This window comes from Paenibacillus antibioticophila (assembly GCF_000455265.1).
GTDB classification, from domain to species: domain Bacteria; phylum Bacillota; class Bacilli; order Paenibacillales; family Paenibacillaceae; genus Fontibacillus; species Fontibacillus antibioticophila.
Genome location: NZ_HG005139.1, coordinates 776912 through 803586 on the forward strand (window position 1 = coordinate 776912; position 26675 = coordinate 803586).

General features: G+C 50.0%; 26 protein-coding genes and 1 tRNA gene. 23 read left to right on the forward strand and 4 right to left on the reverse strand.

Features of this window, described 5'->3' with window-relative positions:
* Positions 1-48 precede the first annotated feature (48 nt).
* From TX85_RS03385 to TX85_RS03430, 10 genes are all read left to right on the forward strand, one after another.
* Positions 49-1623 carry a fumarate hydratase gene (locus TX85_RS03385; protein ID WP_044477727.1) on the forward strand — a complete coding sequence of 525 codons (1575 nt, stop codon included), beginning with the start codon at positions 49-51 and terminating at the stop codon, positions 1621-1623.
* 4 nt (positions 1624-1627) lie between these two features.
* Positions 1628-3436: a two-component system histidine kinase PnpS gene (pnpS, locus tag TX85_RS03390; protein WP_044477728.1), complete on the forward strand. Its 1809-nt coding sequence runs from the start codon at positions 1628-1630 to the stop codon at positions 3434-3436.
* Between the two features lie 119 nt (positions 3437-3555).
* Complete coding sequence (locus TX85_RS03395) at positions 3556-4287, forward strand: response regulator transcription factor (RefSeq protein ID WP_044477729.1); 732 nt, start codon at positions 3556-3558, stop codon at positions 4285-4287.
* Between the two features lie 114 nt (positions 4288-4401).
* Positions 4402-5493: a methyl-accepting chemotaxis protein gene (locus tag TX85_RS03400; protein ID WP_049894770.1), complete on the forward strand. Its 1092-nt coding sequence runs from the start codon at positions 4402-4404 to the stop codon at positions 5491-5493.
* Between the two features lie 147 nt (positions 5494-5640).
* Positions 5641-6396 (forward strand): phosphate ABC transporter ATP-binding protein PstB, encoded by a 756-nt coding sequence (pstB, locus tag TX85_RS03405; RefSeq protein WP_044477730.1) that lies wholly within the window; start codon positions 5641-5643, stop codon positions 6394-6396.
* Positions 6397-6415: 19 nt separating this feature from the next.
* Positions 6416-7075: a phosphate signaling complex protein PhoU gene (gene phoU, locus TX85_RS03410; RefSeq protein WP_044477731.1), complete on the forward strand. Its 660-nt coding sequence runs from the start codon at positions 6416-6418 to the stop codon at positions 7073-7075.
* Positions 7076-7214: 139 nt separating this feature from the next.
* Positions 7215-9884: a DNA polymerase I gene (polA, locus tag TX85_RS03415; protein ID WP_044477732.1), complete on the forward strand. Its 2670-nt coding sequence runs from the start codon at positions 7215-7217 to the stop codon at positions 9882-9884.
* 42 nt (positions 9885-9926) lie between these two features.
* Complete coding sequence (gene mutM, locus TX85_RS03420; RefSeq protein ID WP_044477733.1) at positions 9927-10763, forward strand: DNA-formamidopyrimidine glycosylase; 837 nt, start codon at positions 9927-9929, stop codon at positions 10761-10763.
* A gap of 5 nt (positions 10764-10768) precedes the next feature.
* Positions 10769-11362, forward strand: coding sequence for a dephospho-CoA kinase (gene coaE, locus TX85_RS03425; protein WP_044477734.1), 594 nt, complete (start codon positions 10769-10771; stop codon positions 11360-11362).
* Positions 11359-11922: a lytic transglycosylase domain-containing protein gene (locus tag TX85_RS03430; protein ID WP_044477735.1), complete on the forward strand. Its 564-nt coding sequence runs from the start codon at positions 11359-11361 to the stop codon at positions 11920-11922. Before coaE ends, TX85_RS03430 begins: the two co-directional genes overlap by 4 nt.
* Positions 11923-12004: 82 nt before the next feature.
* Here TX85_RS03430 and TX85_RS03435 read toward each other — a convergent pair whose 3' ends face one another.
* The gene (locus tag TX85_RS03435) at positions 12005-12223 is read right to left on the reverse strand and encodes an alpha/beta-type small acid-soluble spore protein (protein WP_044477736.1); all 219 of its coding nucleotides are present in this window, start codon (positions 12221-12223) and stop codon (positions 12005-12007) included.
* Between the two features lie 101 nt (positions 12224-12324).
* On the opposite strand from TX85_RS03435, the gene nrdR reads away from it, so the two are divergent.
* The 7 genes from nrdR to TX85_RS03470 all read left to right on the forward strand — a co-directional run bounded on the left by nrdR (position 12325) and on the right by TX85_RS03470 (position 17580).
* The gene (gene nrdR / locus TX85_RS03440) at positions 12325-12795 is read left to right on the forward strand and encodes a transcriptional regulator NrdR (RefSeq protein ID WP_044477737.1); all 471 of its coding nucleotides are present in this window, start codon (positions 12325-12327) and stop codon (positions 12793-12795) included.
* Between the two features lie 29 nt (positions 12796-12824).
* Entirely contained in the window at positions 12825-13034 is a 210-nt protein-coding gene (locus TX85_RS03445) for a hypothetical protein (protein WP_049894771.1), read from the forward strand.
* Positions 13035-13259: 225 nt separating this feature from the next.
* A complete protein-coding gene (locus TX85_RS03450; protein WP_392391808.1) occupies positions 13260-14207 on the forward strand; it encodes a phosphate ABC transporter substrate-binding protein in 948 nt (315 codons plus the stop codon).
* Positions 14208-14286: 79 nt separating this feature from the next.
* Complete coding sequence (gene pstC, locus TX85_RS03455; RefSeq protein WP_044477739.1) at positions 14287-15189, forward strand: phosphate ABC transporter permease subunit PstC; 903 nt, start codon at positions 14287-14289, stop codon at positions 15187-15189.
* A complete protein-coding gene (gene pstA, locus TX85_RS03460) occupies positions 15186-16073 on the forward strand; it encodes a phosphate ABC transporter permease PstA (protein WP_044477740.1) in 888 nt (295 codons plus the stop codon). The genes pstC and pstA overlap by 4 nt, the downstream gene beginning before the upstream one ends.
* A gap of 10 nt (positions 16074-16083) precedes the next feature.
* Positions 16084-16842, forward strand: a complete 759-nt coding sequence (gene pstB / locus TX85_RS03465) for a phosphate ABC transporter ATP-binding protein PstB (protein ID WP_044477741.1) — start codon at positions 16084-16086, stop codon at positions 16840-16842.
* A 102-nt stretch (positions 16843-16944) separates the two neighbouring features.
* Positions 16945-17580, forward strand: coding sequence for a DedA family protein (locus TX85_RS03470; protein WP_044477742.1), 636 nt, complete (start codon positions 16945-16947; stop codon positions 17578-17580).
* Positions 17581-17585: 5 nt separating this feature from the next.
* Here the strand turns inward: TX85_RS03470 and TX85_RS03475 are convergent, their stop codons facing one another.
* Positions 17586-17804, reverse strand: coding sequence for a hypothetical protein (locus TX85_RS03475; protein WP_049894772.1), 219 nt, complete (start codon positions 17802-17804; stop codon positions 17586-17588).
* Positions 17805-17962: 158 nt separating this feature from the next.
* On the opposite strand from TX85_RS03475, the gene TX85_RS27240 reads away from it, so the two are divergent.
* Positions 17963-18067 carry a YjcZ family sporulation protein gene (locus tag TX85_RS27240; protein ID WP_212942489.1) on the forward strand — a complete coding sequence of 35 codons (105 nt, stop codon included), beginning with the start codon at positions 17963-17965 and terminating at the stop codon, positions 18065-18067.
* A gap of 366 nt (positions 18068-18433) precedes the next feature.
* Positions 18434-19783: a lytic polysaccharide monooxygenase gene (locus TX85_RS03480; RefSeq protein ID WP_044477743.1), complete on the forward strand. Its 1350-nt coding sequence runs from the start codon at positions 18434-18436 to the stop codon at positions 19781-19783.
* Between the two features lie 184 nt (positions 19784-19967).
* Here TX85_RS03480 and fabV read toward each other — a convergent pair whose 3' ends face one another.
* Complete coding sequence (gene fabV / locus TX85_RS03485; RefSeq protein WP_044477744.1) at positions 19968-21161, reverse strand: enoyl-ACP reductase FabV; 1194 nt, start codon at positions 21159-21161, stop codon at positions 19968-19970.
* A 201-nt stretch (positions 21162-21362) separates the two neighbouring features.
* Between fabV and TX85_RS03490 the strand changes: the two genes are divergently transcribed.
* From TX85_RS03490 to TX85_RS03505, 4 genes are all read left to right on the forward strand, one after another.
* On the forward strand, positions 21363-22109 hold the full coding sequence (locus TX85_RS03490) for a DeoR/GlpR family DNA-binding transcription regulator (protein ID WP_044477745.1): 747 nt from the start codon (positions 21363-21365) through the stop codon (positions 22107-22109).
* Positions 22110-22111: 2 nt separating this feature from the next.
* A complete protein-coding gene (gene pfkB / locus TX85_RS03495) occupies positions 22112-23023 on the forward strand; it encodes a 1-phosphofructokinase (protein ID WP_044477746.1) in 912 nt (303 codons plus the stop codon).
* A 14-nt stretch (positions 23024-23037) separates the two neighbouring features.
* Positions 23038-25083 (forward strand): PTS fructose transporter subunit IIABC, encoded by a 2046-nt coding sequence (locus TX85_RS03500; RefSeq protein ID WP_044477747.1) that lies wholly within the window; start codon positions 23038-23040, stop codon positions 25081-25083.
* Between the two features lie 163 nt (positions 25084-25246).
* Positions 25247-25319 (forward strand) — tRNA-Ala (locus TX85_RS03505).
* Positions 25320-25636: 317 nt separating this feature from the next.
* Here the strand turns inward: TX85_RS03505 and TX85_RS03510 are convergent.
* Entirely contained in the window at positions 25637-26347 is a 711-nt protein-coding gene (locus tag TX85_RS03510; protein ID WP_044477748.1) for a hypothetical protein, read from the reverse strand.
* Between the last annotated feature and the right edge of the window lie 328 nt (positions 26348-26675).

Here is a 26675-nt window from a genome sequence, read left to right on the forward strand (position 1 = left end):
TATTATTAAATTGCATGTAATCAAGATGTGAGAGGAGATCTTTGGCATATGGGTAAATATGAAGAAAGTGTGTATCGGTTAATTGTAGAAACCTCCACCAACCTGCCCGGAGATGTGCGGAGAGCGGTTCAGGAAGGCAAAAACAAGGAAAATCGGGGAACGAGAGCCGGACTTGCTCTATCGACGATTGCTGATAATATTACCATGGCCGAGGAGCAGGTATCTCCAATTTGTCAGGATACCGGGATGCCGGCATTCCTGATACATACACCGGTTTTGGTTAATCAGCTTGAACTGAAGCGGGATATTAAGGCGGCCATTAATCGGGCAACGAAGGAAGGCAAGCTGCGTCCGAACTCGGTAGATTCCTTAACCGGGGAGAACAGCGGCGATAACCTGGGGCCTGGCACACCGGTGTTTCATTTTGAACAATGGGAAGAGGATTATATTGATTTGCGGCTGATCCTGAAAGGGGGCGGCTGTGAAAATAAAAATATTCAATACAGCCTTCCGGCAGAGCTGGAGGGGCTGGGGAAAGCCGGACGGGACCTGGACGGAGTACGCAAATGCATCCTCCATGCGATCTATCAGGCCCAGGGACAGGGCTGCAGCGCCGGTTTTATCGGGGTGGGGATTGGAGGCGACCGCACCACGGGCTATGAGCTGGCAAAGCAGCAGCTGTTCCGTATGGTGGATGATGTGAACCCTCATCCGGATCTGGCCCGGCTGGAGGAATATATTATGGAGACAGGGAACCAGCTCGGCATTGGCACGATGGGCTTTGGCGGCGAAGTGACCCTGCTGGGCTGCAAGATCGGCGCAGCAAACCGGCTTCCGGCAAGCTTTTTCGTCTCCGTGGCCTATAACTGCTGGGCATTCCGCCGTCAAGGCATCAAGCTGTCGCCGGAGACCGGAGAGCTGCTCGCTTGGTTGTATCCGGAAGGAAGCGGGTTCGGAATGGACCAAGAGGATGACGCATCGTTACGGCAAGCAGAGGACAATGCGGAAGTGCAAGCACCTCCTTCTGGTGAAACTGCGCAGGGAACCCGCGAGATTTATTTGCAGACCCCGATTACCGAGGAGCAGATACGCGCTTTGCGGGTAGGAGATGTGGTCATCATTCAAGGAGAGATGCATACCGGCAGGGACGCTCTTCATAAATACTTGATCGATCATGATGCGCCGGTTGATCTGAATGGAGCGGTTATTTATCATTGCGGTCCGGTCATGCTGAAGGATGAAGAGGGCTGGCATGTCAAGGCCGCCGGTCCGACAACAAGTATTCGCGAAGAGCCCTACCAGGGAGATATTATCAAGAAGTTCGGCATTCGCGCCGTGATCGGCAAGGGTGGTATGGGGAAGCGCACTTTGGCAGCTCTTCAGGAGCACGGGGCGGTCTATTTGAATGCGATTGGCGGAGCAGCCCAGTACTACGCCAAGTGCTTTAAAAAAGTAAACGGCGTGGACTTTATGGAATTTGGCATCCCGGAAGCGATGTGGCATCTCGAGGTGGAAGGCTTTGCAGCTATAGTCACTATGGATTCGCATGGGAATAGTCTTCACGCCGGCGTAGAGCAGGCATCCCTGGAGAAGCTATCGATGTTTAAGGAAGCGGTGTTCTAATAAAATGAGGACTTTTCGCAGACGGCTTACACTGATCATGATGAGCCTGGTCGGCATTTCGATGCTGGCAGCCGGAGTAACGATGGCTCAGGTCTATAAGGACTCTCATATACGCGCATTAAAGGAAAATATGGCCCGGGAAATTTTACTGCTGGAGAGCACCTTTGATTTCTTGCCGATGGACAGCGCTGAGGCATCCGATTATTACACGGCAAAAGCCCGTGAATTGGAGGACGTAACCGATTCACGGGTAACCTTCATTATGCGGGATGGAACGGTCGTCGGGGATTCCGAGATGACTTCCGCGGAAATGGATAATCATGCTCATCGGGAAGAAATTGAATCCTCGGTAAGGGATAAGATCGGCAGCGCAATCCGCTACAGTGAGACTATTGGCGAGGATATGCTCTACGTGGCACATGGGGTTACTTCAGCGAACGGGAACTTCGACGGGTTTATCCGGCTGTCTATGAGTCTGGCTGCGGTAGGGCAGGAAATGAATAAAGGCTGGTACTACATGGGCGGAGGGCTAATGATTTTGTTCCTGGTTGCGGCCTTCGTCAGCTTCCGGGTAGCGGCAGGATTGACCCGGCCTCTGGAGAAAATAACTCGTGTGGCGAACCGGATATCACGGCTGGAATATGATGCGCGAGTGGATCTGTACCGACGGGATGAGATCGGACAGCTTGGAGCCGCCATTAATGGGATGGCCGACAGCCTTCAGCAGCAGCTAAAGGTCATTCGCGATAATGAGGAATTAATGGAAAGCGTCCTTGCGAATATGACCGGGGGCATCATCATGATCGACAGCTCTGGCAATATTGCCCTGCTTAATCGGGTAGCAGAGAAGATCATGCATGTGAGCTCTGATCAGATTCAAGGGAAATCGTATCAGGTCTTGAAGCGGAATTACGAGCTGCTTAAGTTTGTAGAAGAAGGAATTACACGTCAGGAATTTCTTCGCGAGGAACGAACGATCTACAATCCGGAGGAGCGGATTCTTCAGCTGGACGCGGTTCCGATGTTCGAGGATGACGACAGCTATAAAGGATTGCTGGTGCATTTGCAGGATGTTACGGAAATTCGCCGGCTGGAGCGGATGCGCAGTGAATTTGTTGCCAATGTATCCCATGAATTGAAGACCCCGATTGCTGCGGTCAAAGGTTTTGCCGAGACGCTGCTTGCGGGCGGGGTGGCGGATAAGGAGACGGAGCGATCCTTCCTTCAGATTATTCATGATGAAGGAGAACGCTTGAATCGCTTGATCGGTGACATTCTGGAGCTGTCGAAGATTGAATCCAAGCGCGCACCGCTCGAATATGCGCCTGTGCATCTTAAGGACTTGTTCGACAATATTATTGAAATGCTGGGCTCTTCGGCTGCTAAGAAGCATATCAGTCTCAACCATTACATTCCCGAGCATTTATTTATGGAGGGAGACGAGGACCGGCTTCGGCAGATTTTCGTTAATCTGCTGTCAAACGCGATCAGCTACACGCAAGAGGGCGGGAAGGTCAGAATTGATTGCGAAATCACGGGGACGCCGGATGAGGAAAAGATCACAATTACCATTAACGATACCGGAATCGGAATCCCTAAAAAGGACCTGCCGCGAATATTCGAGCGCTTCTACCGTGTAGATAAGGCTCGCTCGCGCAGCTCAGGCGGTACGGGGTTAGGCCTTTCTATCGTCAAGCATCTTGTTGAGCTGCATCGGGGTACAATACGGGTAGAAAGTAAAATCGGGGAAGGGTCTTCGTTCATCCTGGAGCTTCCGATTATGCAGCATACCTCAGAGGCGGGCTCAATTTGATGAACTTGGATCGTTGTTGAGCATTTTACACCCCGTTAACAATTCCGTGATATGCTTGGCATGTTCAGCGCTTTGTCTATGACGAAGCGACAGGTTGAATAAAAGAAGGGGGAAACAGCGTGACTCAACGATTGTTGGTCATTGAAGACGAACCGACACTGTCGAGGCTGCTATCTTATAACTTAAGCAGTGAGGGCTTTGAGGTTATTGTCGCTGATCATGGTCAAATTGGCTATGATACCGCGAAGAGTCAGGAGTTCGATCTGATTCTGCTTGATTTGATGCTTCCGGGGATGAACGGGATCGAGATTTTGTCCAAGCTTCGCGGGGAGGGCAGCAAGACGCCGGTCATCATTCTGACGGCAAAAAATGCGGAGGAAGAGGTCGTGCAGGGGTTAAAGGCCGGGGCCGATGATTACATTACGAAGCCCTTCGGTGTTGCAGAGCTGTTGGCCAGAGTAACGGCGGTCCTTCGGCGCACAAGCGGCGGGCATGAAGATCGGGAGCCTTCCCTGGAAGAACGGGAGGATGCCCAGATTACGCTGGGACCGTTATCCATCTATCCTGAGAAATACGAAGTCACACTGAACGGGGAAGCTATCGTGCTCAGACCTAAGGAGTTTGAAGTGTTGCTCTATCTGGCGCGGAAGCCTGGAGTCGTTATGACTCGGGATGACCTGATGAACGCCGTTTGGGGCTTTGATTATATCGGAGGACAGCGTACCGTCGATGTTCATGTCAGCTCGCTGCGTAAGAAGCTGGAGCTGGATCCGGGATCGGTATATATCGATTCAATTCGGGGAGTGGGATACAAGCTAGTTGTGAACAAAAAGAAAACCGCCCATCATTGAGACCCATTGATGGACGGTTTTTCACTTTTTTCAGCCAGGGACTTTATTCTCCGCTAACAATTGTCGACTATCCTCTGAAAAGAGAGTGTATTCCGTACATAGGGAGTGGTGGTCATGGCAAGCCTGACTGTTATGGAGAGACCTGCGGCCTTGGTGAATGTGGCTGATTTTAGCAGGAACGTTCCAGTAATACGCGGAGATCGAAAGTGCAGCGATGTGCTCGGCATGTTCAAGCAGGATTCCGAGCTTCCGTGCCTCGTCATTTGTGACCAAGGGGAACGCCCTCGCGGTCTTGTTATGAGGGATTATTTCTATCGGCATCTTACAGGCAGATTTGCGCCGGATTTATTCTATGAGCGTCCTGTACGTGATTTTGCCCAACCGGAGTATGCGGTATATGAAATATCCACGCCCCCAGGAGAGCTGTTGGATCATGCGCTTCATCGGACCGGGCATTTGTTCTACGACAGTTTGATTTTAACGCAGGACGGGAATTACTATGGGGTAATGACACTGCAGGATTTGATGCTTCTCTCGAGAAAATTACAACAGGAAGCCGAGGCTGAACGGCAAAACACGCTGCAACGGAGCGTTACGCTGGTTGAAGATATCGGAAGAACCGTCGTTCAGGCCTCTGAGGCTTCAGAAAGAAGCCTGGAGGAAACGCAGCAAATGTCGAGGCTTGCATTGGAAGGTCGAGAAGAACTGGAAGAGGTCACTGAAGCGTTTAATCGTGTGAAAAAAGTCACATTATCTCAACAAAACCAAGTGGATGAGTTGTCTTCCTGCTCACAGGATATTTCTCGAATCGCAGCGCAAATTCGTGAACTTGCAGAACTGAGCGGCATTCTGGCTCTCAATGCTTCGATTGAAGCCTCGCGGGCAGGAGAGCATGGACACGGATTCGCAGTCGTGGCAGAGGAAGTACACCGGCTTGCTAAAGAGACCAAGCAATTGTCGGGAAATATTGAAGAGACCCTGGACAGGGTAGGCGAGCTTGTAAAGGCGACGGATCAATCGATGCGCGTCACCAGTGGGGAATTGGAGCAGAGTCAGACCCATGTTGTCCAGGCGGGCGATACCTTTGGGCAACTGGTTGAATCGGTGCGGAGAACCGGGCGAACAGGCCGGGAGTCTGCGTCAGCCACGATTCAAGCGCTCAAGATGACAGAGATGGTGAATAAAGAGCTCACTGCATTGTCGTGAAATTTTACACTGCGTTAACATTTAGGCTCATCCCGCTTTACATAGCTTATGTAAAATCAATATGAAACAATCGAACCAAGCATCGGTACAGGTCCCAATGACAATTGAGGCCTTGCTTCGCATGTAACTTCTTATGGTGGTGAAGGCATGTCAACAATCATCCGAATCAATAACTTGAAACTGTATTACGATCAATTCCTCGCCTTGAAGGACGTATCACTGGATATTCCCGAGAAGGCAATTACTGCGTTCATCGGACCATCGGGATGCGGGAAGTCAACCCTTCTCCGGACCTTGAACCGAATGAACGATATGATCCCTGCCACGCGGATTGAGGGTTCTGTTCAAATTGCCGGTTCCGAGGTGTATGGTGAGGATGTTCAAGTGGAAATCTTGCGCAAGCAGGTCGGTATGGTGTTCCAGCAGCCGAATCCGTTTCCGAAATCAATATATGATAATGTCGCCTACGGACCTAGGCTTCATGGCTCTCCTGGCAAGGCGGAGCTTGATGAACTGGTGGAGCAAAGCTTGCGCCAGGCAGCATTATGGGATGAAGTGAAGGACTTCCTGAAGCGCTCGGCGCTGGGCCTGTCCGGCGGGCAGCAGCAGAGATTGTGCATCGCTCGCGCCATTGCAGTGCAGCCCCAAATTCTGCTGATGGATGAGGCGACTTCCGCACTTGATCCGATCTCTACGCTAAAGATTGAGGAATTAGTTCAGGAGTTGAAGAGTAAGTATACTATTGTGATGGTTACGCATAACATGCATCAAGCTGCCCGCATTTCGGACCGCACGGTATTTTTCCTGAATGGAGAAATTATTGAGGCGGACGATACGCGCAAGCTGTTCTCAACTCCATCGGATTCGCGCACAGAAGATTACATTTCCGGACGATTCGGATAACCTAAGGAGGCAGCTGTACATGATACAAAGAAAAGATTTCGATCAAAGCCTGGAGGAATTGCGGCAGCTGCTGCTGAAGATGGGCAAGCATGTAGAGAACACTTTGAGCGAGTCGATCTCTGCCCTTCAAAATCTGGATGAGCCTAAAGCTCGAGCCATTATCGAGAAGGATATCGAGTTGAACGAAATGGAAGAAGAAGTTATGGATCTGGGAGAACGGCTTATTGTGACACAGCAGCCGGTCGCGAAGGACCTGCGGCGGATTATCGTCGCTTTTAAAATCTCGAGTGATCTGGAACGCATGGGAGACCTGGCAATTGATATATCCAAGGTAACCTTGCGCCTGAAGGGTGAAGCCTTAATCAAGCCTTTGGTCGACATTCCCAAGATGGCCGAATTGGCCAATGAGATGGTTCAGGAGTCCTTGCAGTCTTATCTTGACGAGAACACGGATCTTGCTTATAAGATGGCCAAGGATGACGACGAGATTGACCATTTGTACAGCCAGATCATTCGCGATCTGTACACGTATATGACAGCGCATCCGGAGTCCTTGCATCAGGCAATCCACCTTACTTTGGTAGGACGTTATATTGAGCGGATTGCTGATCATGCGACGAATATCGGAGAGAGCACGGTTTATCTGGTGACTGGGCATCGCCCGGACTTGAACGTATAAACGGGATACAAAATTTGGAATAACCCCTCACGGCTTGCTGTGGCGGGTTATTCTTTTTTTGCTTATGCTATTTGTTTTTGGCAAAAGGGAACCATGTGTTAGAATAGAACGAGGAGTATGCTGAAGGAGAAGGTGTCACATGGATAAATTGATTCTGATTGACGGCAATAGTGTTATTTACCGCGCTTTTTTTGCGATGCCGCCGCTTACCAATTCCAGCGGTCTGCATACGAATGCTGTATACGGCTTCACTAATATGATGCTTCGGCTCATTCAAGAACAGAAGCCAACACACCTTCTGGTTGCCTTTGATGCAGGCAAACAGACCTTTCGGCATGAAGGCTATCAGGAATATAAAGGCGGCCGGGAGAAGACGCCGCCGGAGCTTTCAGAGCAATTTCCGTTATTGCGGGAGCTGCTGGAGAGCTTTGGCATTTCCTGGTTTGAGCTTGCGGGCTATGAGGCGGACGATATCATCGGTACGCTGAGCCGGCTGGGCGAGGAATCAGGACTTGAAGTGCTGGTTGTCACCGGTGATAAGGACATGCTTCAGGTTGTAAGCGACAAGGTCACGGTAGCATTGACCCGTAAGGGCATTAGCGAGGTCGAGCCTTATGGCCCGAAGGAAATTGAAGAGAAATACGGATTGACTCCGTTGCAAATTATTGATTTGAAAGGTCTGATGGGCGATGCGTCAGACAATATTCCCGGCGTTCCCGGGATTGGCGAGAAGACAGCGCTGAAGCTTCTCCATCAATTTGGTTCTGTGGAGGAAGTGCTTGCTCGTACCGATGAATTAAAAGGCAAGATGAAAGAAAACCTGGTCAATCATGCGGATGATGCGGTCATGAGCAAACGGCTTGCGACGATTCACCGCGAAGTGCCGATCGATCGGGCTTGGGATACGATGACGTTCAACGGCTTTAAGGAAGAGACCGCTGTTCCTATGCTACGTAAGCTGGAGTTTAAGTCGCTTCTTGAACGATTGAATTTCAGCGGCAGCGAAGGCGATGGGCAAGCGGATGGAACAGCAGCTGAGGCCTCGCAAGTGCAAGTGAATGTTACAATCGTGGAGTCTGCTTCCTTGAAGGAACTTGAAGCGGTCTTGCCTGAAATCGCGGGGTTGCACGTAGAAAGCCGCGGGGACAATCCTCATCAGGCAGAGCTTCTCGGCATGGTGCTCTCAACCAAAGAGCGGCATTTCTTTCTGCAGCCCGAGGTGTTGAAGAGCGAAGAAGCGGAAGCGGTTCGGGCATGGCTGGCGGATGAGCAAGCTCCGAAGCGGGGTTATGATCTGCATCGCGCAGACTTGACCTTGTTCTGGCACGGAATTCCGTTTGCCGGAGCAGAATTCGATATCCAGTTGGCAGCGTATCTGCTTGATCCGACCGAGAGTGATCAGACGCTAAGCGCATTGTCTGCCAAATACAATCTGGCCCCCTTGCCGTCCGATGATGAAGTGCTGGGCAAGGGAGCGAAGTTCAAGGTGCCGGATCTGGAGATTTTCAGCACTCATCTGGCTCGTAAGAGTGCGGCGGCGATTAGCATCGTGCCGGAGCAGCGAGCTGCGCTAGAACAGAATGAGATGCACAAGCTCTTCTATGAACTGGAGATGCCGCTGTCACGTATCCTGGCGGATATGGAGAAGCAGGGCGTGGCCGTTGACCGGGAAAGCCTCATGCAGTTGGGGCAAGAGTTTGAAGCTCAGATCGCGAAGCTGGTATCGCAAATTTATGAGATTGCAGGCATCGAGTTCAATCTGAACTCACCGAAGCAGCTAGGGGAAATTCTGTTCGACAAGCTGGGACTTCCTGTGATCAAGAAGACGAAGACGGGATATTCAACCGATGCTGAGGTGCTGGAGAAGCTGGCACCGTATCATGAAATTGTCCAGTATATCTTGGAATACCGGCAGCTTGCGAAGCTGCAATCGACTTATGTAGAAGGGCTTCTTAAGGAAATTCGCAGTGAGACGGGGAAGGTGCATACCTATTTCCGTCAGACCATTGCAGCAACCGGACGTCTGAGCAGCCAGTTCCCGAATTTGCAGAATATTCCGATTCGGATGGAAGAAGGGCGGAAGATCCGCAAAGTATTTGTCCCTTCCGAGGAAGGCTGGTATATTCTCGGCGCCGATTATTCGCAGATTGAATTGCGGGTGCTTGCGCATATTTCGGGGGATAAAGGCTTGCAGGAAGCATTTCTCCATGACATGGACATTCATACCAAGACGGCAATGGATGTGTTCGGGGTATCCTCGGACCAGGTTGATGCCAATATGAGACGTTCCGCCAAAGCGGTTAATTTCGGGATTGTCTACGGAATCAGTGATTACGGCCTGTCACAAAACCTGAACATTACCCGGAAAGAAGCAGCCCGGTTCATCGATCAATATTTCGATGCCTTCCAGGGTGTCCGGAAGTATATGGATGATATTGTCCGGGATGCCAAGCGGGATGGTTATGTGAAGACCCTGCTGGAGCGTAGACGATATCTGCCTGAAATTAACGCATCGAACTTCAATCTTCGCTCGTTTGCTGAGCGAACAGCCATGAACACGCCTATCCAGGGGACGGCGGCCGATATTATCAAGCTGGCGATGGTGCTGATGGATACAGCCCTTAGCAGCCATGGCTTGAAGAGCCGAATGCTCCTTCAGGTGCATGACGAACTTGTCTTTGAGGTGCCGCCCGAGGAGCTGGAGCTGATGAGCAAGCTGGTCCCCGAGACGATGGAGAAGGCGCTGAAGCTATCCGTGCCGCTTAAGGCTGAAGTAAGCAGCGGGTGGAACTGGTATGAAGCAAAGTGAGAAATGTGATGTTTTTCTAACCATAGATAAGAGGTGAATGAAATGCCGGAATTGCCGGAGGTCGAGACAGTCAGACGAACCCTGGCAGGGTTAATAGTCGGCAGAACGATTGAGAGGGTCTCGGTGCATCTACCGCGAATTATTCAGCGGCCCGATGATGTCCGGGTGTTCGAAATGGAGCTTGCAGGCAGCAAGATCGAGGATGTGGGACGCAGAGGGAAGTTCCTCTTGATCCGAATGGACAACCTCGTTCTGGTATCTCATCTGAGAATGGAAGGGCGCTATGGTCTGTATCAGAGCGGTGATCCGGTCGAAAAGCACACCCATGTCATCTTTCATTTTACCGACGGGATGGAACTCAGATATAAGGACGTACGTCAATTCGGAACCATGCATTTGTTTGCGCCAGGACAGGAGCTGATCAGCAAGCCGTTGGCCAAGCTGGGATTGGAGCCGCTGGATGAAGCCTTTACCTTTGAAGCCTTTTGCCATGTAATTGCAGGGAGAACAACGAAGATAAAGCCGGCTCTGCTAAATCAGGAATACATTGTAGGCTTGGGCAATATTTATGTGGATGAGGCATTGTTTCGGGCAGGTATTTATCCACAGCTTCAGGCGAACCATTTAAGTACGGAGCAGCTCCGGAGGTTATATGAGGCCATCTTGGCCACCTTATCGGAAGCCGTGCTTGCCGGAGGGTCTTCCATTAAATCCTATGTGAACGGACAAGGAGAGATGGGGATGTTCCAGCACAGTCTGAATGTGTATGGAAGACAGGGGCAGCCCTGTCCTGCTTGCGGACAACCTATCGAGAAGATTACGCTGGCCGGGCGGGGAACCCATTACTGCCCGGAATGCCAGCCTGCGGGAATGGAGTGAATGCTGTGAATATCGGACTTACGGGGGGCATTGCCACCGGCAAGAGTACCGTCTCACAAATGCTCGTTGCACGCGGCGCTGCATTGATTGATGCGGATGTGGTAGCCAGAAGAATTATGGAGCCCGGTCATCCTGTACTTGCAAAAGTTGTTGAAAGGTTTGGCGAAACCGTATTGCTGGCGGATGGCCAGTTAAATCGCAAACGGCTTGGAGAGATTGTGTTCTCGGACCCCGTGGAGCGGAAAGCGCTTGAGGACATTACGCACCCGGCGATTCGCAGGGAGATGAAGGCGGAGCTGGAAGCCCTGGAGCAGGAAAACCCCGAACGTCTGGTGGTTGCCGATATCCCCTTGCTTTATGAGTCGGGACTTGAGAATTTGTACGAGAAGATTATGGTGGTCTATGTACCGAGGTCTCTCCAGTTGGAGCGTCTCATGCAACGGGATGCGTTGACGGTGCAAGAAGCAGAGCTAAGGCTTGCTGCACAGATGGATATCGAGGAGAAGAGAAGACGAGCGGATATTTTGATTGATAATAGCCAGAGTTATGAAGAGACCGAGAGTCAAATCGATGATTTCTGGCGGAGCCGGGTTTTATGAGGTGGCTGAGAAAAAAGAGAGTTCTGTTGATGCTGTTGTTAGGCTTTATCGTGATCCTGTTCTTTAATTCTTCTTGGTTGGCCTTATTCTATCCGATCTATTATAAGGAAGAAATCCGGACGCATGCAGCAACTTATGGACTGGACCCCCTGATTGTAGCTGCGATTATTAAGGTAGAGACGAACTATAAGCCGGGGGCGGAATCCCCAAAGGGAGCGCTTGGCATTATGCAGATCATGCCGGATACAGCGGATTGGGTTGTACAGAAGGCTAAGATGGATGAAGTGGAATTGAGCAGGGTGAAAGAAGAAAGCGGCTTGAATATACAGATTGGAACTTGGTACCTGGATTGGTTGGGCGATCAATTTGATGGCAATATGATTGCTATGATTGCCGCCTATAACGCCGGTCCGACGAATGTGAAGAATTGGCTCAAAAGCGGCCGTTGGGACGGCAAGCTGGAGACTGCGAAGAATATTCCGTTTGGTGAGACAAGGCACTATGTGCAGCGGGTTGCACATTATTACGAGCAATATTCAAGGATCTATTCGGATTTTTGAGCTGGGAAGTTTAAAAAAAGGAAGCACCAGAAGGCATTCGCCATCTGTGCTTCCCTGCTCGTTCAGAAGTTATATTTGTCCGTTATTTAAATTGACCTGCCAATTGTTGTTCGGCCAGAGTCACCAGACGTTTTGTAATATAACCACCGATCGAACCGTTTTCGTAAGAGGTCAAGTTACCAGCGTAACCGTCTTGCGGGAAAGCAATGCCCAGCTCTTGAGCAACCTCATATTTCATTTGCTCCAGCGCTCCGGAAGCTTGCTTCACCACCAGGTTATTAGATGAATTGTTTTGGGCCATGTTGTTGTTCACCTCCTTGAGTTGGTAACAGTATTATGCTCGGCAAGCGTGAAGTTCATTACTGAATCTGACAGTTATATATTGGAAAGGAGTAGAAGACCTTGAAATGTCCTTATTGCGACTACCTTGGAACGAAGGTGCTGGATTCCCGCCCGGCCAATGAAAATCGCTCGATTCGCCGGCGACGTGAATGTGAGAAGTGCAATCGTCGCTTTACTACCTTTGAAATGGTCGAAGAAATGCCGCTTATTGTGATTAAGAAGGACGGCAGTCGGGAAGAATTTAGCAGGGAGAAGATGCTGCGCGGCCTGATCCGGGCTTGCGAGAAGCGTCCGGTCTCGGTGGAACAATTGGAGTCGATTGTATCGGAGGTCGAGCGCTCCATGCGTCAATCTGCGAATGCTGAAGTAGAGAGCCGCGGGATCGGAGAGCTGGTCATGGAGCAGCTCTATCCGGTAGACGAAGTGGCTTATGTTCGTTTTGCATCTGTGTACAGACAGTTCAAGGACATCAATATGTTCATGAAGGAACTAAAGGGCCTGCTGTCTAAGAATACGGATGATGAGTCCTGAGCATTAATGTAATGAGGTGAGTAATCGACATGAAGGAAGATCCCGCTTCCATCTTGAAATCGTTAACACCGGCAGGCCTCGCTATTGGCTTCTTGGCGGGGACCACCCTGGGCAGCAGCTTGTCTTTCCTGATGGAGTGGCAGCCAAGCCGGCTTGTTCTGACTGTAACCCTCTTAGGGTTGACAGGAGCCGTTCTTGGCTTGGGAGCCGCCGCCTGCATAAGACGCAGTATCACTTAGCAGTATAGATTTTATAATCACAAAAAAAGGATTTGACCGAACCCGTTCTCGGTCAAATCCTTTTTTGCATTCAGCTACAGTTCAACCTGATATGAAAGTTGAAGCAAAAACATCACGGAATGATGTATGAATTTTTTACATTGCGTTAACATAACCAATACACGACCTTTATACTTGCTTCTTATAATCGATATTGTACAAACAAATAAGGGGGAAACCTGAATCATGAAGAAAAGTTTGATGTTGGTTATGACGATTTTATTGACTGTAACACTTGCAGCATGTGGACAAGGCTCGAACAACACAGCTTCGAATACGCCTGATACGTCGTCCAATACCGGCAGCACAAATAATACAGCAAATGAAGCACCTGAACAAACAGAAGAATTGAGCGGCTCCATTCTTGCAGTAGGCTCTTCCGCACTGCAACCGCTTGTTGATGAAGCTTCCAAGAAGTTTATGGATCTGAATTCTAAAGTATCGATTCAAGTCCAAGGCGGCGGCAGCGGTACTGGCTTGACACAAGTCTCCGGCGGCCAAGCAGATATCGGTAACTCCGACGTATTTGCAGAAGAGAAGCTTGAAGCCGGACCGGCTGCAGAGCTGGTTGACCATCAAGTAGCTGTAGTAGCTATGGCGGCAGTTGTTAATCCTGCAGTAGGCGTGGATAACCTGACCAAAGATCAATTGGTTAAAATCTTCACGGGTGAAGTGAAGAACTGGAGTGAAGTCGGTGGTGCAGATCAAGCGATCCAAATCGTAAACAGACCATCCAGCTCCGGTACGCGTGCTACTTTTGAAAAATATGCATTGGGTACAAAGACAGAAGATCTTGAAGGCTCCATCCAAGAGGATTCCTCGGGCACCGTAAAAAAGCTGGTTGCTGAAACTCCTGGCGCGATCGGTTACCTGGCTCTTTCTTACCTGGATGATTCCGTTAAGACTGTGAAATATGAAGGCGTTGAAGCAAATGAAGAGAATGTAACAAATGGCAGCTATCTGGTGTGGGCATACGAGCACATGTACACAAAAGGTGAGCCGACCGGAGCTGTCAAGGCGTTCCTCGACTTCATGGTTTCCGAAGCAGTTCATGAGGATATCGTCGAACTTGGCTACATTCCGATTTCGAATATGCAAGTAACTCGTGATGTTGACGGCAACATCACCAAATAAATAATTGCCTACAACAACATAAGGCCAGCAAAGAGGCGAGCATTCGCCTCTTTCTGTGCTGAACAAAGGGAGAGGTACTATGGCTCGTTCCAACGATAGCCGCAGAGTGAAACAGCATATCATCGAAGAATGGATAGGGAAAATTCTGACTTCCTTGTGTATCGTTCTATTAGTCGTGACCATTTTTTCTATGGTCTATTTTGTTGCGACTAAGGGACTGAGCTCATTTTTCAAGAATGGAGTCAGCCTGGCTGAGATGCTCGGGGGGACATCATGGAAGCCGGAAGGAGAACCGCCGATGTTCGGTGCCCTGCCGTTCATATTCGGTTCCTTTGCGACTTCTATGCTTGCAGCGCTAATCTCTGCTCCGCTGAGTATCTGCGGGGCTCTGTTCATGGTGGAAATTATGCCGAAGCTGGGGAAAAAGGTGCTCCAGCCAGCAATTGAACTACTCGCCGGGATTCCTTCCGTTGTCTATGGATTCGTCGGACTGAGTGTCATTGTCCCCTTTTACCGGAATATATTTCCGGGACAAGGTCTCGGGATTTTGGCAGGTGCTTCCGTATTGTCTGTCATGATTCTGCCTACGATGACTTCGATTGCTACAGACGCGCTTCGGGCTCTGCCATCTGGTCTGAAGGAAGGCTCCTACGCGCTTGGCGCAACCCGGTGGCAGACGCTTTCGCGAACGGTCATTCCCACTACGCTTCCTGCCTTGATGACAGGAGTCGTGCTTGGAATGGCACGTGCATTCGGCGAGGCGCTCGCTGTGCAGATGGTTATCGGGAACGCGCCGCATATTCCGAATTCCTTGTTCCAATCCACCTCCACACTTACCAGTGTAATCACACTAAGCATGGGGAACACGGTTATGGGTACGATTCAGAACAATGTCCTGTGGACGCTTGCTCTGATTCTGCTGCTGATGACCTTCGTCTTCGTCTTCGTTGTACGTTGGCTTGAAAGGAGAGCAATTCGATGAGTGCGAAAACAGTAGACAAAATTGCAACAGGAGTCATCATATTATTTGCTGGCATCATTGTTCTCATTATGGTGGGCTTGCTAGGATTTATATTGGTACGAGGACTTGGTCATATCAGCTTTGACTTCCTGACTTCTCCGCCAGAGACGATCCGTGAAGGCGGAGGAATCGGGCCGCAGTTGTTCAATTCCTTATTCTTGTTGGTGCTGACACTGATTATTACGGTTCCGCTCGGTTTAGGCGCCGGCATCTATATGAGTCAATATGCCAAGCCGGGAAGGGTGACAGACTCGATTCGCCTGATTGTTGAAGTGCTCTCTTCCTTCCCGTCGATCGTTGTAGGTTTGTTTGGTCTCCTTGTCTTTGTAAATACGTTTGGCTTCGGATTCTCCTTGTTCTCCGGTGCGTTAGCCCTGACGGTCTTTAACCTGCCATTGATGGTGCGCATTACCGAGCAAGGCTTGGCAAGTGTTCCGCTGGCACAGAAGGAAGCCAGTCTGGCCCTGGGGTTGTCCAAATGGAAAACGATCCGGTCGGTTATGCTTCCGATTGCTCTCCCTGTTATTCTGACGGGAACCATTCTGGCCGCCGGACGTGTGTTTGGCGAAGCGGCAGCCCTGTTATTTACGGCCGGGATGAGCAGCCCGCGTCTTGACTTTACCGACTGGAATCCGTTCAGCCCGATGTCTCCCCTGAATCCGTTCCGCCCTGCCGAGACGCTGGCTGTTCATATCTGGAAGGTCAACTCGGAAGGGCTCGCCCCTGATGCGCCTGAAATTGCAGCCGGTGCTTCAGCCGTACTGATTCTGACGGTTCTGTTGTTTAACCTGTTGGCCCGCTTTGTCGGACGTCAGCTCCAAAAGAAATTTACGGCATCGAGATAGGAGGATACCCATGCGTAATATTGTTATGTCTACGAAGGATTTAAATGTATTTTATGGAGAAAAGCATGCGGTTAAAAGCCTCTCGCTTGACTTTGCAACCAAGGAAGTCACAGCGCTTATCGGGCCTTCGGGCTGCGGGAAGTCTACATTTCTGCGCAGTCTGAACCGGATGAACGACTTGATTGCGGATGCGCGAATCACCGGAGAGATCCGGATTGGGGATGAGGATATTAACCATCCCAAGACAGACGTGGTCCTGCTGCGCCAAAAGATCGGCATGGTGTGGCAAAGACCGAATCCTTTTCATAAATCGATCTATGAAAATATTGCCTTCGGCCCGCGTTACCACGGGATCCGAGACAAAAGGAAGCTGGATGAGATCGTGGAAAGCTCTCTGCGCAAGGCTGCGCTCTGGGAGGAAACCAAGGACCGTTTGAACCGTTCGGCATTATCGCTCTCGGGGGGACAACAGCAACGATTGTGCATTGCGAGATCCATCGCTGTAAGTCCGGACATCATCCTGATGGATGAGCCCGCTTCCGCCCTGGACCCGGTATCCAGCGCCAAAGTCGAGGAATTGATTGCCGAACTGAAGCAGGAGTATTGTATTGTTATCGTCACCCATAATATGCAGCAAGCAGCCAGGGTGTCGGATTATACCGCTTTCTTTCTGATGGGAGAGATGGTGGAGTATGGGGCAACAGATCAAATTTTCACCAATCCTGAAGATAAGCGAACCCATGATTATATTTCGGGCAGGTTCGGTTAAGCTCATTTTTCCATTAGGAATTTGGAACATGGATGAAATTGGAGTAATATAGGGATGGTGCTTGTACGCACCATATCCCATACATAACAGGAGACGTCATCCATGAACATACTGGAGTGGATTGAGGAGATGTTCCGCAGCTACGGCTATTTTGTACTGTTGTGCGGGCTTCCTCTGGATTTTATCGCTCTTCCAATCCCGCCGGGACAAACGACACTCACCTATACCGGTTATTTGGCTTTTAAGGGAACGCTTGAATTGCTGCCGGCTATCCTGGTTGCTTATGCAGGATCAGTTATAGGTATAACGGTTACCTATCTGATTGGACATCATGTAGGCGCACCGCTGGTTCAGCAATACGGAAAATGGTTCTTGATCAAGCCGTCTCACCTGGAGCGAACGCGGAGAACATATGATAAATACGGAAATAAAATGCTGTTTATCAGCTTCTTCATTCCGGGAGTCAGACAGCTCTTCGGTTATTTTGTAGGAATAATAAAGATTCCCTACAGAACCTTTGCTTTGTATGCTTACCCCGGAGCCCTGATTTGGGTCACTGCCTTTATCGGCATTGGCTACATCTTTGGAGAGCAATGGCATTTGGTTATACGTCTGGTCGAGAAGTATCTGGCCTTCTTCTTTGGGGGAGTGTTCATCTTGATCGTGCTTTTACTGGCGATGAGATGGAGAAAGTGGAAGCGATGGCAGTTGCGCAGAACCGAGGTCGACAAGAAATGAGCGAATTAAGTGAAAAAGTCAGTTAATGCGCTCTGCCCTTTATTTGCGCCTGCTTCCTGTTGTAATTTAATGAGCGATAGAAACGAAAAAAATTCGCCCAGCGTAGTAAGACCGGCTGCGATGATTGCAAGATCATCGGCGGACAAGTCACTAAGGACAATTTCTTTGTTTTTTCCTGGGCTATTATTCGTGCTTCTGATACCTGCCTTTTTTCTGCCGGCCAAATGTACCACCCGCTTAAGATCATCTTGTTCTATGATGTATGTTATGCTCGCCGGAGAGGGATGCAATGGGCAGGCCTGAAATATAGGCACCCCCGTGCCGTGACAATTAGTTAGGGCCCTTAATATGATACCCTATACTGATGTGAGGAGGGGAAAGCATGTCGGGATGCAATGAAGTTGGCGTTGGAGGCCTTTGGACATCTACAGGTGTAATTCTTGTGTTGTTTATCCTGCTGGTGATTATCTCCAGAACATTCGTATAACTTTAAGAATTTGCATGCAAGAGAGCGCTGCTAACGGCAGTGCTCTTTGCTATTTCATTATATTGTCAAAAGACATAGAGATTCTGATAAATAACAACAATATATTACATTTAACAATGATTCCCTATTTCTTTTCACACAAAAGACACAGAGGTCGTTATAATGAATGTTGAGGGGGAATTTACTTTTTATTCCTATATATCGCACTATTTCCACTTTTATTTGCAGCAAATAACCTTCGATCCTATCCCTTAAGTGATTAAGAAGAGGAGGTGAGCACAAAAGCAGATCCAGTTTAATTGGACAAGCAGGGAGTATTTCGTTCAGGTGATGTTCGTTTTCAAAAAAATGAAGGAGGGATTTCTAATGATTGAAGCTCGTTATACCCGTTCATTGTATTTGAAGGCACTTGGTTCACTCGGAGTTCTCCTCTTTGCATGTATCTGTATGTTTGTGCTTGCCGAGAAGGCATCCGCACATGGATATGTTGAATCCCCAGCGAGTCGGGCTTACTTATGCAAGCTGGGTCAGAACAGTGATTGCGGCGCTGTGATATATGAACCTCAGAGTCTGGAGGCACCGAAGGGATTCCCTGCTGCCGGTCCGGCAGATGGCAAGATTGCCAGTGCTGGCGGAATATTCCCTAAGCTCGACGAACAATCGTCAAGTCGCTGGACCAAGGTTAACATGACTGCTGGCCAGAATACATTCACCTGGACTTTAACCGCTCCCCATGCTACTTCAAGCTGGAAATACTATATCACGAAGCCCGGCTGGAACCCGAATGCACCATTAACGCGCGATTCATTCGACTTGACGCCGTTCCACTCCGTCAATTATGGAGGAGTTCAGCCTCCGTATACGTACTCGGACACGATGAATGTGCCTGCTCGGACAGGCTACCATGTTATCCTGGCGGTATGGGAAATTGCGGATACAGCAAATGCCTTCTACAATGTCATTGATGTAAACTTTGGAGGAAGCAACCCCGTGGATAATCAGGCTCCGACAGCACCAGGGAACCTGACCTATTCTAACGTGACCTCGACGACAGCAACCCTCTCCTGGTCGGCTGCGACGGATAATGTCGGTGTGACTGGTTACCGGATCTACCGGGGAACTACTCAGATCGGCTCGGTATCGAGCTCGGTTCTTAGCTATACGGCAACCGGGCTCAGTCCGGCAACAGCTTATACCTTCCAGGTCAAAGCCATTGATGCAGCGGGGAATCTGTCCGCCGGCAGTAATACAGTCAGCTTGACGACCGGCACGGCGGCCCCGGATACGCAAGCACCGTCTGCTCCTGGTAATCTCCATGTGATGGGGACGCCTACGGCTTCCAGTGTGCAGCTGATGTGGAATGCGGCTACAGATAATGTAGGGGTGACCGGTTATAAGGTGTACCGCGGAGCCAATCTTGTCGCGACTTTATCCGGCACGACAACTTCATACACTGTAACTGGCTTATCCGCGAATACAACATATTCCTTCACAGTTAAAGCGATAGATGCAGCAGGTAATGAATCAGCGGCAAGCAATCCGGTCAGCGCCACAACGGCTTCTGCATCCAGCGCCCAACCATGGGCCGCGGGAGTAGCCTATGCGGTTGGAGATCTTGTCAGCTACAATGGCAGCACCTATGAATGCCGCCAGGCGCATACTTCATTGACAGGCTGGGAGCCTAACGTTGTTCCCGCCCTCTGGCTGCTGAAATAAGGAGTAGGGCTGTCCCAAAAGCCTCCAGCGAAAATCTAAAATACGCTAGGAAACAGACGAGAACATGTTTGCGATCGCTGTCGTTCGCTGATTTCAAACAGGAAGAGGCCTCCCAAAAGCTTACGGGAGGCCTGTTTGCATTAAGAGACTCCTATTGCATAGAATTTCTTGCTTTCCGTTGTCATTAAGATATTACATTTCGTACTGCAACCTCAGGATCACAATCCGCTTCATAATCCACGCCATCTGTCTCAAAGCCGAATAATTGGAAGAATTCCTTGCGGAAGCCTTCAAGGTCCGTAAGCTGAAATACATTACTTGTCTCCAGCTCTGCCCAAATGCGGCTTACCTCTTCTTGGATATCTTCCCGCATTTCCCAATCATCCAGGCGAATCCGCTCCAGTGAATCAACAGGCACCGATCCGTCTGTGTAGAGACGCTCTGTGAATAAGCGAACCATCTGCTCGATCGTGCCTTCGTGAAGACCATGCTCCTTCATCGTCTTGTATAAGACCGACATATATAACGGCACTACCGGAATTGCGGAGCTGGATTGCGTGACGAGTGCTTTGGTCACTGCGACATAGGCGCCGCCTCCACCGGCAGACAGCTGCTCGTGAAGCTCTCTGGCGGTTTGCTCCAAATGATCCTTAGCTTTGCCGATGGTGCCTTCGCGGTAAATAGGCTGAGTGATCTGAGAGCCGATGTAGGAGAAGGCTATCGTAACAGCATGCGGAGCCAGGACCTTGGCATCATTAAGGACCTTAATCCAATCCTGCCAGTCCTCGCCGCCCATCACTTTTACCGTGTGTTCAATTTCTTGCTCCGATGCAGGGTCAAGCGTAACCAGGCTGACTTCTCCTGTATGGAAATTAACAGTCTTGTTCGTGTAGCTCTGCCCTATCGGCTTCAGCACAGAGGTGTAGGTTTCTTCTGTCTTGGGATCGTACCGGCGGGCAGTGGCAACACTGTAAATGATCAAATCCACCTGTCCCAATTCCCGGGCAATGACTTCGGCGGTCTTCTGTTTGGTCTCGGGGGTGAATGCATCTCCAGTCACGCTGAAGGAACGAAGTCCTGCGGCATGGGCAGCTTCCTCAAAGGCTGCTGAATGATACCATCCGGCGGACGCCGTCCGTGAACCGCTTGCTGTGCTTGGGCGGTATACGCCGATGGTATTGGCCCCTGCGCCAAAAGCGGCCACAATCCTGGAGGCTAGGCCGTATCCGGTTGAGGCGCCGATGACAAGAACATTTTTTGGGCCGGAAATTCTTGGACGCTGTTGTACATACTCGATTTGCTGCTGCACCTGACGGGCACATCCCTCCGGATGCGCAGTCGTACAAATAAATCCCCGGGTACGTGGTTTTATTATCATATAGAAGGTCGATCCTTTCTTTACCTGATGGAAGCTATTTCAAATTTGGAGAATCCTTGTTCTATTGTAACATGCCTTTTAAGTGAGCAATAGAGTTCAGAAAACGTTCGAATTCGTTAGAACGATTTTGATTATTTGTGATTGATTTTGAACGAATATATGTTAAGATATAGATCGAATGATGGGGTTGGAGGGAATGTCATGCTGACAGAAGAGCGTTATGCGATAATTATAGAGCGCTTGCAACAGCGGGGAATTGTTAAGCTTCAGGAGCTGGTAGAGCTGCTTGGGACATCGGAATCGACCGTTCGTCGTGATCTTGTTGACCTGGAGGAGCAAGGGATGTTGCGGCGAATTCATGACGGGGCAGCACTCCCGAAGGATAACCGTCAGGAGCCCGGAATGAATGAAAAAACATTCAAAAACATTCAAGAAAAGGACTTGATTGCTCGTCGGGCGGCCAGACAGCTTCGTGATGGCGATTGTATTTTTCTAGATGCGGGTACTACTACTTTAAAGATGATTTCCTATATAGAAGCGGAGCAGGTGACGGTGGTTACAAACGGGTTATCCCATGTGGAGGCGCTCGTGGGTAAGAACATTCGCAGTTATTTGCTGGGCGGGATGATGAAGATGCATACCAAGGCCGTGATCGGAAGTATGGCTATGCAAAATATGGAGCAGTTCCGGTTTGATAAATGCTTTTTGGGAGCCAATGGGGTGGATGCCCAAATGGGGTATACTACACCTGATCCGGAGGAAGCGCTCATTAAGCGCAGGGCGAAGGAGCTGTCGGGAGCAGCCTTTATTCTTGCAGATTCCAGCAAGCTTGGCGAGGTGCTGTTTGCCCGGATGTTCGATCTTGAGGATGCTTATCTCATTACAGACGCTGTTCCGGATGCGTTAAGGGAATCATTAACTCACAAAACTAAAATAATTGAGGGATAGTCATGATCTATACAGTTACACTGAACCCGTCTATTGATTACATCGTTCATGTGGATGGACTACAGCTGGGAGAACTGAACCGCATGCAGAGCGATCTTAAGCTCCCCGGGGGCAAGGGGATCAATGTATCGCGCATCCTTAGCAGGCTTGGTGTGGAAAATACGGCACTAGGCTTTTTAGGCGGTTTTACAGGAGATTTTCTCAAGGAAACCCTGGCCTCGGAGAACATCACGACAGATTTTGTTCAGGTTACAGGGGATACCCGGATTAATATCAAGCTCAAGCATGGGGAAGAGACCGAAATAAACGGTCAGGGTCCAACGATTACTCCCGAGGAGGCGGATGAGCTGTGCCGGAAATTGGATTCACTCGCTGCCGGCGATATTGTCGTGCTGTCCGGAAGCGTACCTTCTTCACTGGGAGGTATGTACTATGACCGGCTGATTGAAGCTTGCGGCAGAATAGGCGTTCGTTTTGTACTGGATACAACGGGAGAAGCGATGCTGCGGGGTGTCTCGCACAGGCCCCTATTGATCAAGCCGAACCATCATGAACTGGCTGAGCTGTTCAATGTTGAAATCAACTCGATCGATCAAATTATCTATTACGGCAAAAAGCTGCAGGAGCAGGGTGCCGAGCATGTTCTCGTCTCGATGGCGGGAGATGGCGCGGTCCTGATTACTAAAGAGGGAGTCTACCGCTCTAATGTTCCTCAAGGGACTGTCCGCAATTCGGTCGGTGCCGGGGATTCGATGATCGCAGGATTTGTGGGAGCATGGGCTCAAGGCGGAGATGTTATGGAAGCATTTGCTACAGGGGTTGCGTGCGGAAGCGCCACGGCATTCTCTGATGACTTGGCGGAGACAGAACTGATTCATAAGCTGCGCAAGCAAGTTGAAATCAAATTTGTTTAGGAGGGGTAAGCCGAATGAAAATCACGGATCTGATGCTCAAAGAGACGATGATCATGAATCTGCAGGCAACAACGAAGGAAGCGGCATTGAATGAGTTGATTGCGAGTCTGTCAGCCAGCGGCCGGATCAATGATGCTGTGGAATTCAAGCAGGCGATATTGAGACGGGAGGGCGAATCAAGCACCGGAATTGGCGGCGGAATTGCGATGCCGCATGCCAAGACGAAGGCGGTTAATGAGGCAACGGTCGTCTTTGCGAAGAGTGCCCAAGGCGTTGATTTTGAGGCCCTGGATGGGGAGCCCGCGTACCTGTTCTTCATGATTGCAGCGCCGGATGGTGCGGGAAATACACATATGCGGACCTTGGCTTCGCTTTCCCGGCTATTGATCGACAGTGACTTTATCCAGCAACTGATGAACACATCGTCACCGGAAGAAGTAACCCGATTGTTCGATGAAAGACAGCGTGCAGAGGAAGCAGCGAAGGCAGTGAAAGAAAAGGCAAAGCTTGAGGCGGAAGCACACAATGCAGGAGATACGCCGGCCACGGTTGCGGGTGCGACCCAAGTAACCGGCACGGCCAAAGCAGTCGGCGATGCTGCGACTGTGATATCTACAGATGCGGATCGTGATAGTGGTGATCATGGTGAAGAACCGTTCGTCATTGCCGTGACGGCATGTCCGACGGGGATCGCCCATACGTTCATGGCAGAGGATGCCTTGAAGAAGAAGGCCAAAGAAATGGGTGTGAATATCCGTGTAGAGACGAATGGTTCTGAAGGCGCAGGCAATGTACTGACCGCCGAGGAGATTCGCCGGGCGAAGGGGGTTATCGTCGCCGCTGACAAGAAGGTAGACATGGACCGCTTTGATGGAAAGCCGGTGCTCCAACGTCCGGTCAGTGACGGAATCCGCAAGCCGGAGGAGTTAATCCGTAAAGCCGTGAACGGTGAAGCTCCAATTTACCGGAGTGCAGGAGCAGGCGGTCAAGCTGAAGCGGATAAAGATGGGAAGACCAGTGTGGGCAGCAAAATCTACAAGGATCTGATGAACGGTGTCTCCCATATGCTTCCATTTGTAGTTGGCGGCGGGATTCTACTGGCCTTATCCTTCCTGTTCGAGCAGGTTCTGGGAAGTGATCATCCGCTGGTTACGCTGCTGATGGCGATCGGCGGAGGCGATGGTGCGTTTCATTTCCTGATTCCGGTGCTCGCAGGCTTTATTGCCATGAGTATCGGCGATCGTCCGGCGCTCATGCCGGGGATGGTCGGCGGCCTGATGGCGGTAGGCGCCAATGCGGGCTTCCTTGGCGGTCTGGCGGCGGGCTTCCTTGCCGGTTATGTCGTCATTGGTTTGAGAAAAGTGTTTGCAGGTCTGCCTAAAACGCTGGAAGGCTTGAAGCCGATCCTGCTCTATCCGATCTTCGGCCTGTTGGTTACGGGTGCGATTATGCATTATCTGTTCGGGCCATTCTTCAGCTGGATTAATGAGGGCATGATCAACGCACTAAATAATCTTGGCACAGGCAATATGGTGTTGCTGGGCGTGCTGCTTGGCGGTATGATGGCGATCGATATGGGCGGACCGTTCAATAAGGCCGCGTATACCTTCGCAATCGGTGTCTTCACTTCCAGCGGCAACACGAATGGCATGATGATGGCAGCCGTTATGGCCGGAGGGATGGTTCCTCCGCTTGCGATTGCCCTGGCCACGACATTGTTCAAGAACAAGTTCACCGCCCAGGAGCGCCAGTCCGGCTTGACGAACTATGTGCTTGGCTTCTCCTTTATTACAGAGGGAGCCATTCCGTTCGCCGCTGCCGATCCGCTGCGGGTATTGACGACAAGCATTATCGGCGCAGGGATAGCCGGCGGATTGACCCAATGGTGGGGAATCAATATTCCGGCTCCGCATGGCGGTATTTTCGTAGCGGCCCTGGCGAACCATGCCCTGCTGTTCCTGCTCGCAGTGATCATTGGTGCGGTAATATCCGGCTTGGCGTTCGGATTGTGGAAGCGACCGCTGGTAGGCGCGGAGAAACTGGCTGCACCGGGAAAATAATTTGAAGGATGTACGATAGAACTGCCGATGGTAAAAGCGTGAGGAGACGCTGTCTGTCGGCAGTTTTTTTACACATTTGCACTTACACATTTGCTTCTTGACAAGTTATGAAGGATTTTATATACTCAAAGGGTCGCTATGAAACCAGCGTTAACTAAATTAGGGGGCCTTAGCTCAGCTGGGAGAGCGCATCGCTGGCAGCGATGAGGTCAGGGGTTCGATCCCCCTAGGCTCCATATTCAATGAAAATCCCGATCCGAATGGATCGGGATTTTTCGTTTTAATGATTGCTATAACGGGGACCCAAACCGGAGTCCGAACGAGAATCCGAACGGGGACCTAAACCCAAGGTATGCCAGCTCCCCACTTTTCCTAACGGACATTATATCTCCTTAGCAGCCATTCTTTCATTCAAAAAAGTTCTAACGGACATTTTGTCATCTTAGGAGCAACTATCGGTAGAAAAAAAGCTCGTTGAGCATCCTAAAGGCAGAAAATGTCCGTTATCGATCAAAGTATCATATTAGTGTGTTCTAACATTCCAAAATGTCCGTTAGAGGAACAAGTGTGGCGGAAGCTGCCAGGTACGGTACCTTTGCTTGTCATCAACAACAGTCAGCCAGTGTTTATCTACAAGTTGCTGTAGAATGCGCCTTGCATGCTTCTCTGAACGTTGGAGATGGGAAGCGAGTTCTTTAGCAGTGAATGGCCGTAGAAGCCGCCTCGCATAACGTATAGTCTCATTTTCAGTCCAATCTAAGGAGTGCGAAGCGGGAAAAGAGGTAAACTTGCCAACAAAGGAGAGAACAAGCTGTTTACAAAGGGAAGGATCTTCCTTGATGGACAAGTAAGCGATAGGTAGGAATAACCAATCGTCAAGGCTTAACATAGCTTGCTTCATACATAAGTCTTTAAATCGCCAAGCTTCGATATCTCTTGCATGCGAACTGAACCCATGAATTTCGATACATCCTTTCGCGTCGGCAGGCATATACGCAAGATCGAGGTAACGGTGCCGATTGTTCAGATCCCGCACCTCCCATTCCGCATGCAAATCATTGAAGTTCCCGATGGCCGGATACCATATCCTTCTAAGAAACTCCACGGTTCCGTGACCTAGCCCTTTCCCAAGCAACTCTCGCCTTCTAGGATTCGATTCATAAGCGGTCTGTTCAGAAATCCATTCTTCAAATTCAATTTCAAAATTTATAATTTTATCCTCCTCTCTGTGAAACAAAAATACCGCTTTGATTGATGAAACCATGTGGTTTCATTAATCAAAGCGGCATGTACTTCACACCGATAATTCTCTTTCAAATTAACATAATCTGTACTATTGATCAAGAGGTCGGGCCTTTTAGGTTTGTCAGTGAAGCAGGCTAAAGGTGGGGATCGCATCATTGGCAGTGGAGTGGTCAGGGGTTTGTCCCTAAGCTCCACAACTTGGTATGACTGCTCACCCGCCTTTGCAATTGCAAAAATCGGTTTGTACATAAGGCACCCGAGTCACTCATCAGGCAGTTCAAAACACTTTAAGAACCCTACGAAATGGCAGAAGCGGTCGTTAATTATCATTGCTTGATGGGCAAGGA

Excerpts from the sequence above, each read along its gene's own strand:
- TX85_RS03500 (WP_044477747.1), top strand. The coding sequence starts at position 23,038 with ATGAAAATCACGGATCTGATGCTCAAAGAGACGATGATCATGAATCTG.
- pstA (WP_044477740.1), top strand. The coding sequence starts at position 15,186 with ATGAGTGCGAAAACAGTAGACAAAATTGCAACAGGAGTCATCATATTA.
- pfkB (WP_044477746.1), top strand. The coding sequence starts at position 22,112 with ATGATCTATACAGTTACACTGAACCCGTCTATTGATTACATCGTTCAT.
- TX85_RS27240 (WP_212942489.1), top strand. The coding sequence starts at position 17,963 with ATGTCGGGATGCAATGAAGTTGGCGTTGGAGGCCTTTGGACATCTACA.
- pnpS (WP_044477728.1), top strand. The coding sequence starts at position 1,628 with ATGAGGACTTTTCGCAGACGGCTTACACTGATCATGATGAGCCTGGTC.
- TX85_RS03385 (WP_044477727.1), top strand. The coding sequence starts at position 49 with ATGGGTAAATATGAAGAAAGTGTGTATCGGTTAATTGTAGAAACCTCC.
- polA (WP_044477732.1), top strand. The coding sequence starts at position 7,215 with ATGGATAAATTGATTCTGATTGACGGCAATAGTGTTATTTACCGCGCT.
- TX85_RS03470 (WP_044477742.1), top strand. The coding sequence starts at position 16,945 with ATGAACATACTGGAGTGGATTGAGGAGATGTTCCGCAGCTACGGCTAT.
- mutM (WP_044477733.1), top strand. The coding sequence starts at position 9,927 with ATGCCGGAATTGCCGGAGGTCGAGACAGTCAGACGAACCCTGGCAGGG.
- TX85_RS03445 (WP_049894771.1), top strand. The coding sequence starts at position 12,825 with ATGAAGGAAGATCCCGCTTCCATCTTGAAATCGTTAACACCGGCAGGC.
- pstB (WP_044477741.1), top strand. The coding sequence starts at position 16,084 with ATGCGTAATATTGTTATGTCTACGAAGGATTTAAATGTATTTTATGGA.
- TX85_RS03510 (WP_044477748.1), bottom strand. The coding sequence starts at position 26,347 with ATGGTTTCATCAATCAAAGCGGTATTTTTGTTTCACAGAGAGGAGGAT.
- TX85_RS03480 (WP_044477743.1), top strand. The coding sequence starts at position 18,434 with ATGATTGAAGCTCGTTATACCCGTTCATTGTATTTGAAGGCACTTGGT.
- pstB (WP_044477730.1), top strand. The coding sequence starts at position 5,641 with ATGTCAACAATCATCCGAATCAATAACTTGAAACTGTATTACGATCAA.
- TX85_RS03430 (WP_044477735.1), top strand. The coding sequence starts at position 11,359 with ATGAGGTGGCTGAGAAAAAAGAGAGTTCTGTTGATGCTGTTGTTAGGC.
- fabV (WP_044477744.1), bottom strand. The coding sequence starts at position 21,161 with ATGATAATAAAACCACGTACCCGGGGATTTATTTGTACGACTGCGCAT.
- pstC (WP_044477739.1), top strand. The coding sequence starts at position 14,287 with ATGGCTCGTTCCAACGATAGCCGCAGAGTGAAACAGCATATCATCGAA.
- TX85_RS03490 (WP_044477745.1), top strand. The coding sequence starts at position 21,363 with ATGCTGACAGAAGAGCGTTATGCGATAATTATAGAGCGCTTGCAACAG.
- TX85_RS03435 (WP_044477736.1), bottom strand. The coding sequence starts at position 12,223 with ATGGCCCAAAACAATTCATCTAATAACCTGGTGGTGAAGCAAGCTTCC.
- phoU (WP_044477731.1), top strand. The coding sequence starts at position 6,416 with ATGATACAAAGAAAAGATTTCGATCAAAGCCTGGAGGAATTGCGGCAG.
- TX85_RS03400 (WP_049894770.1), top strand. The coding sequence starts at position 4,402 with ATGGCAAGCCTGACTGTTATGGAGAGACCTGCGGCCTTGGTGAATGTG.
- TX85_RS03450 (WP_392391808.1), top strand. The coding sequence starts at position 13,260 with ATGAAGAAAAGTTTGATGTTGGTTATGACGATTTTATTGACTGTAACA.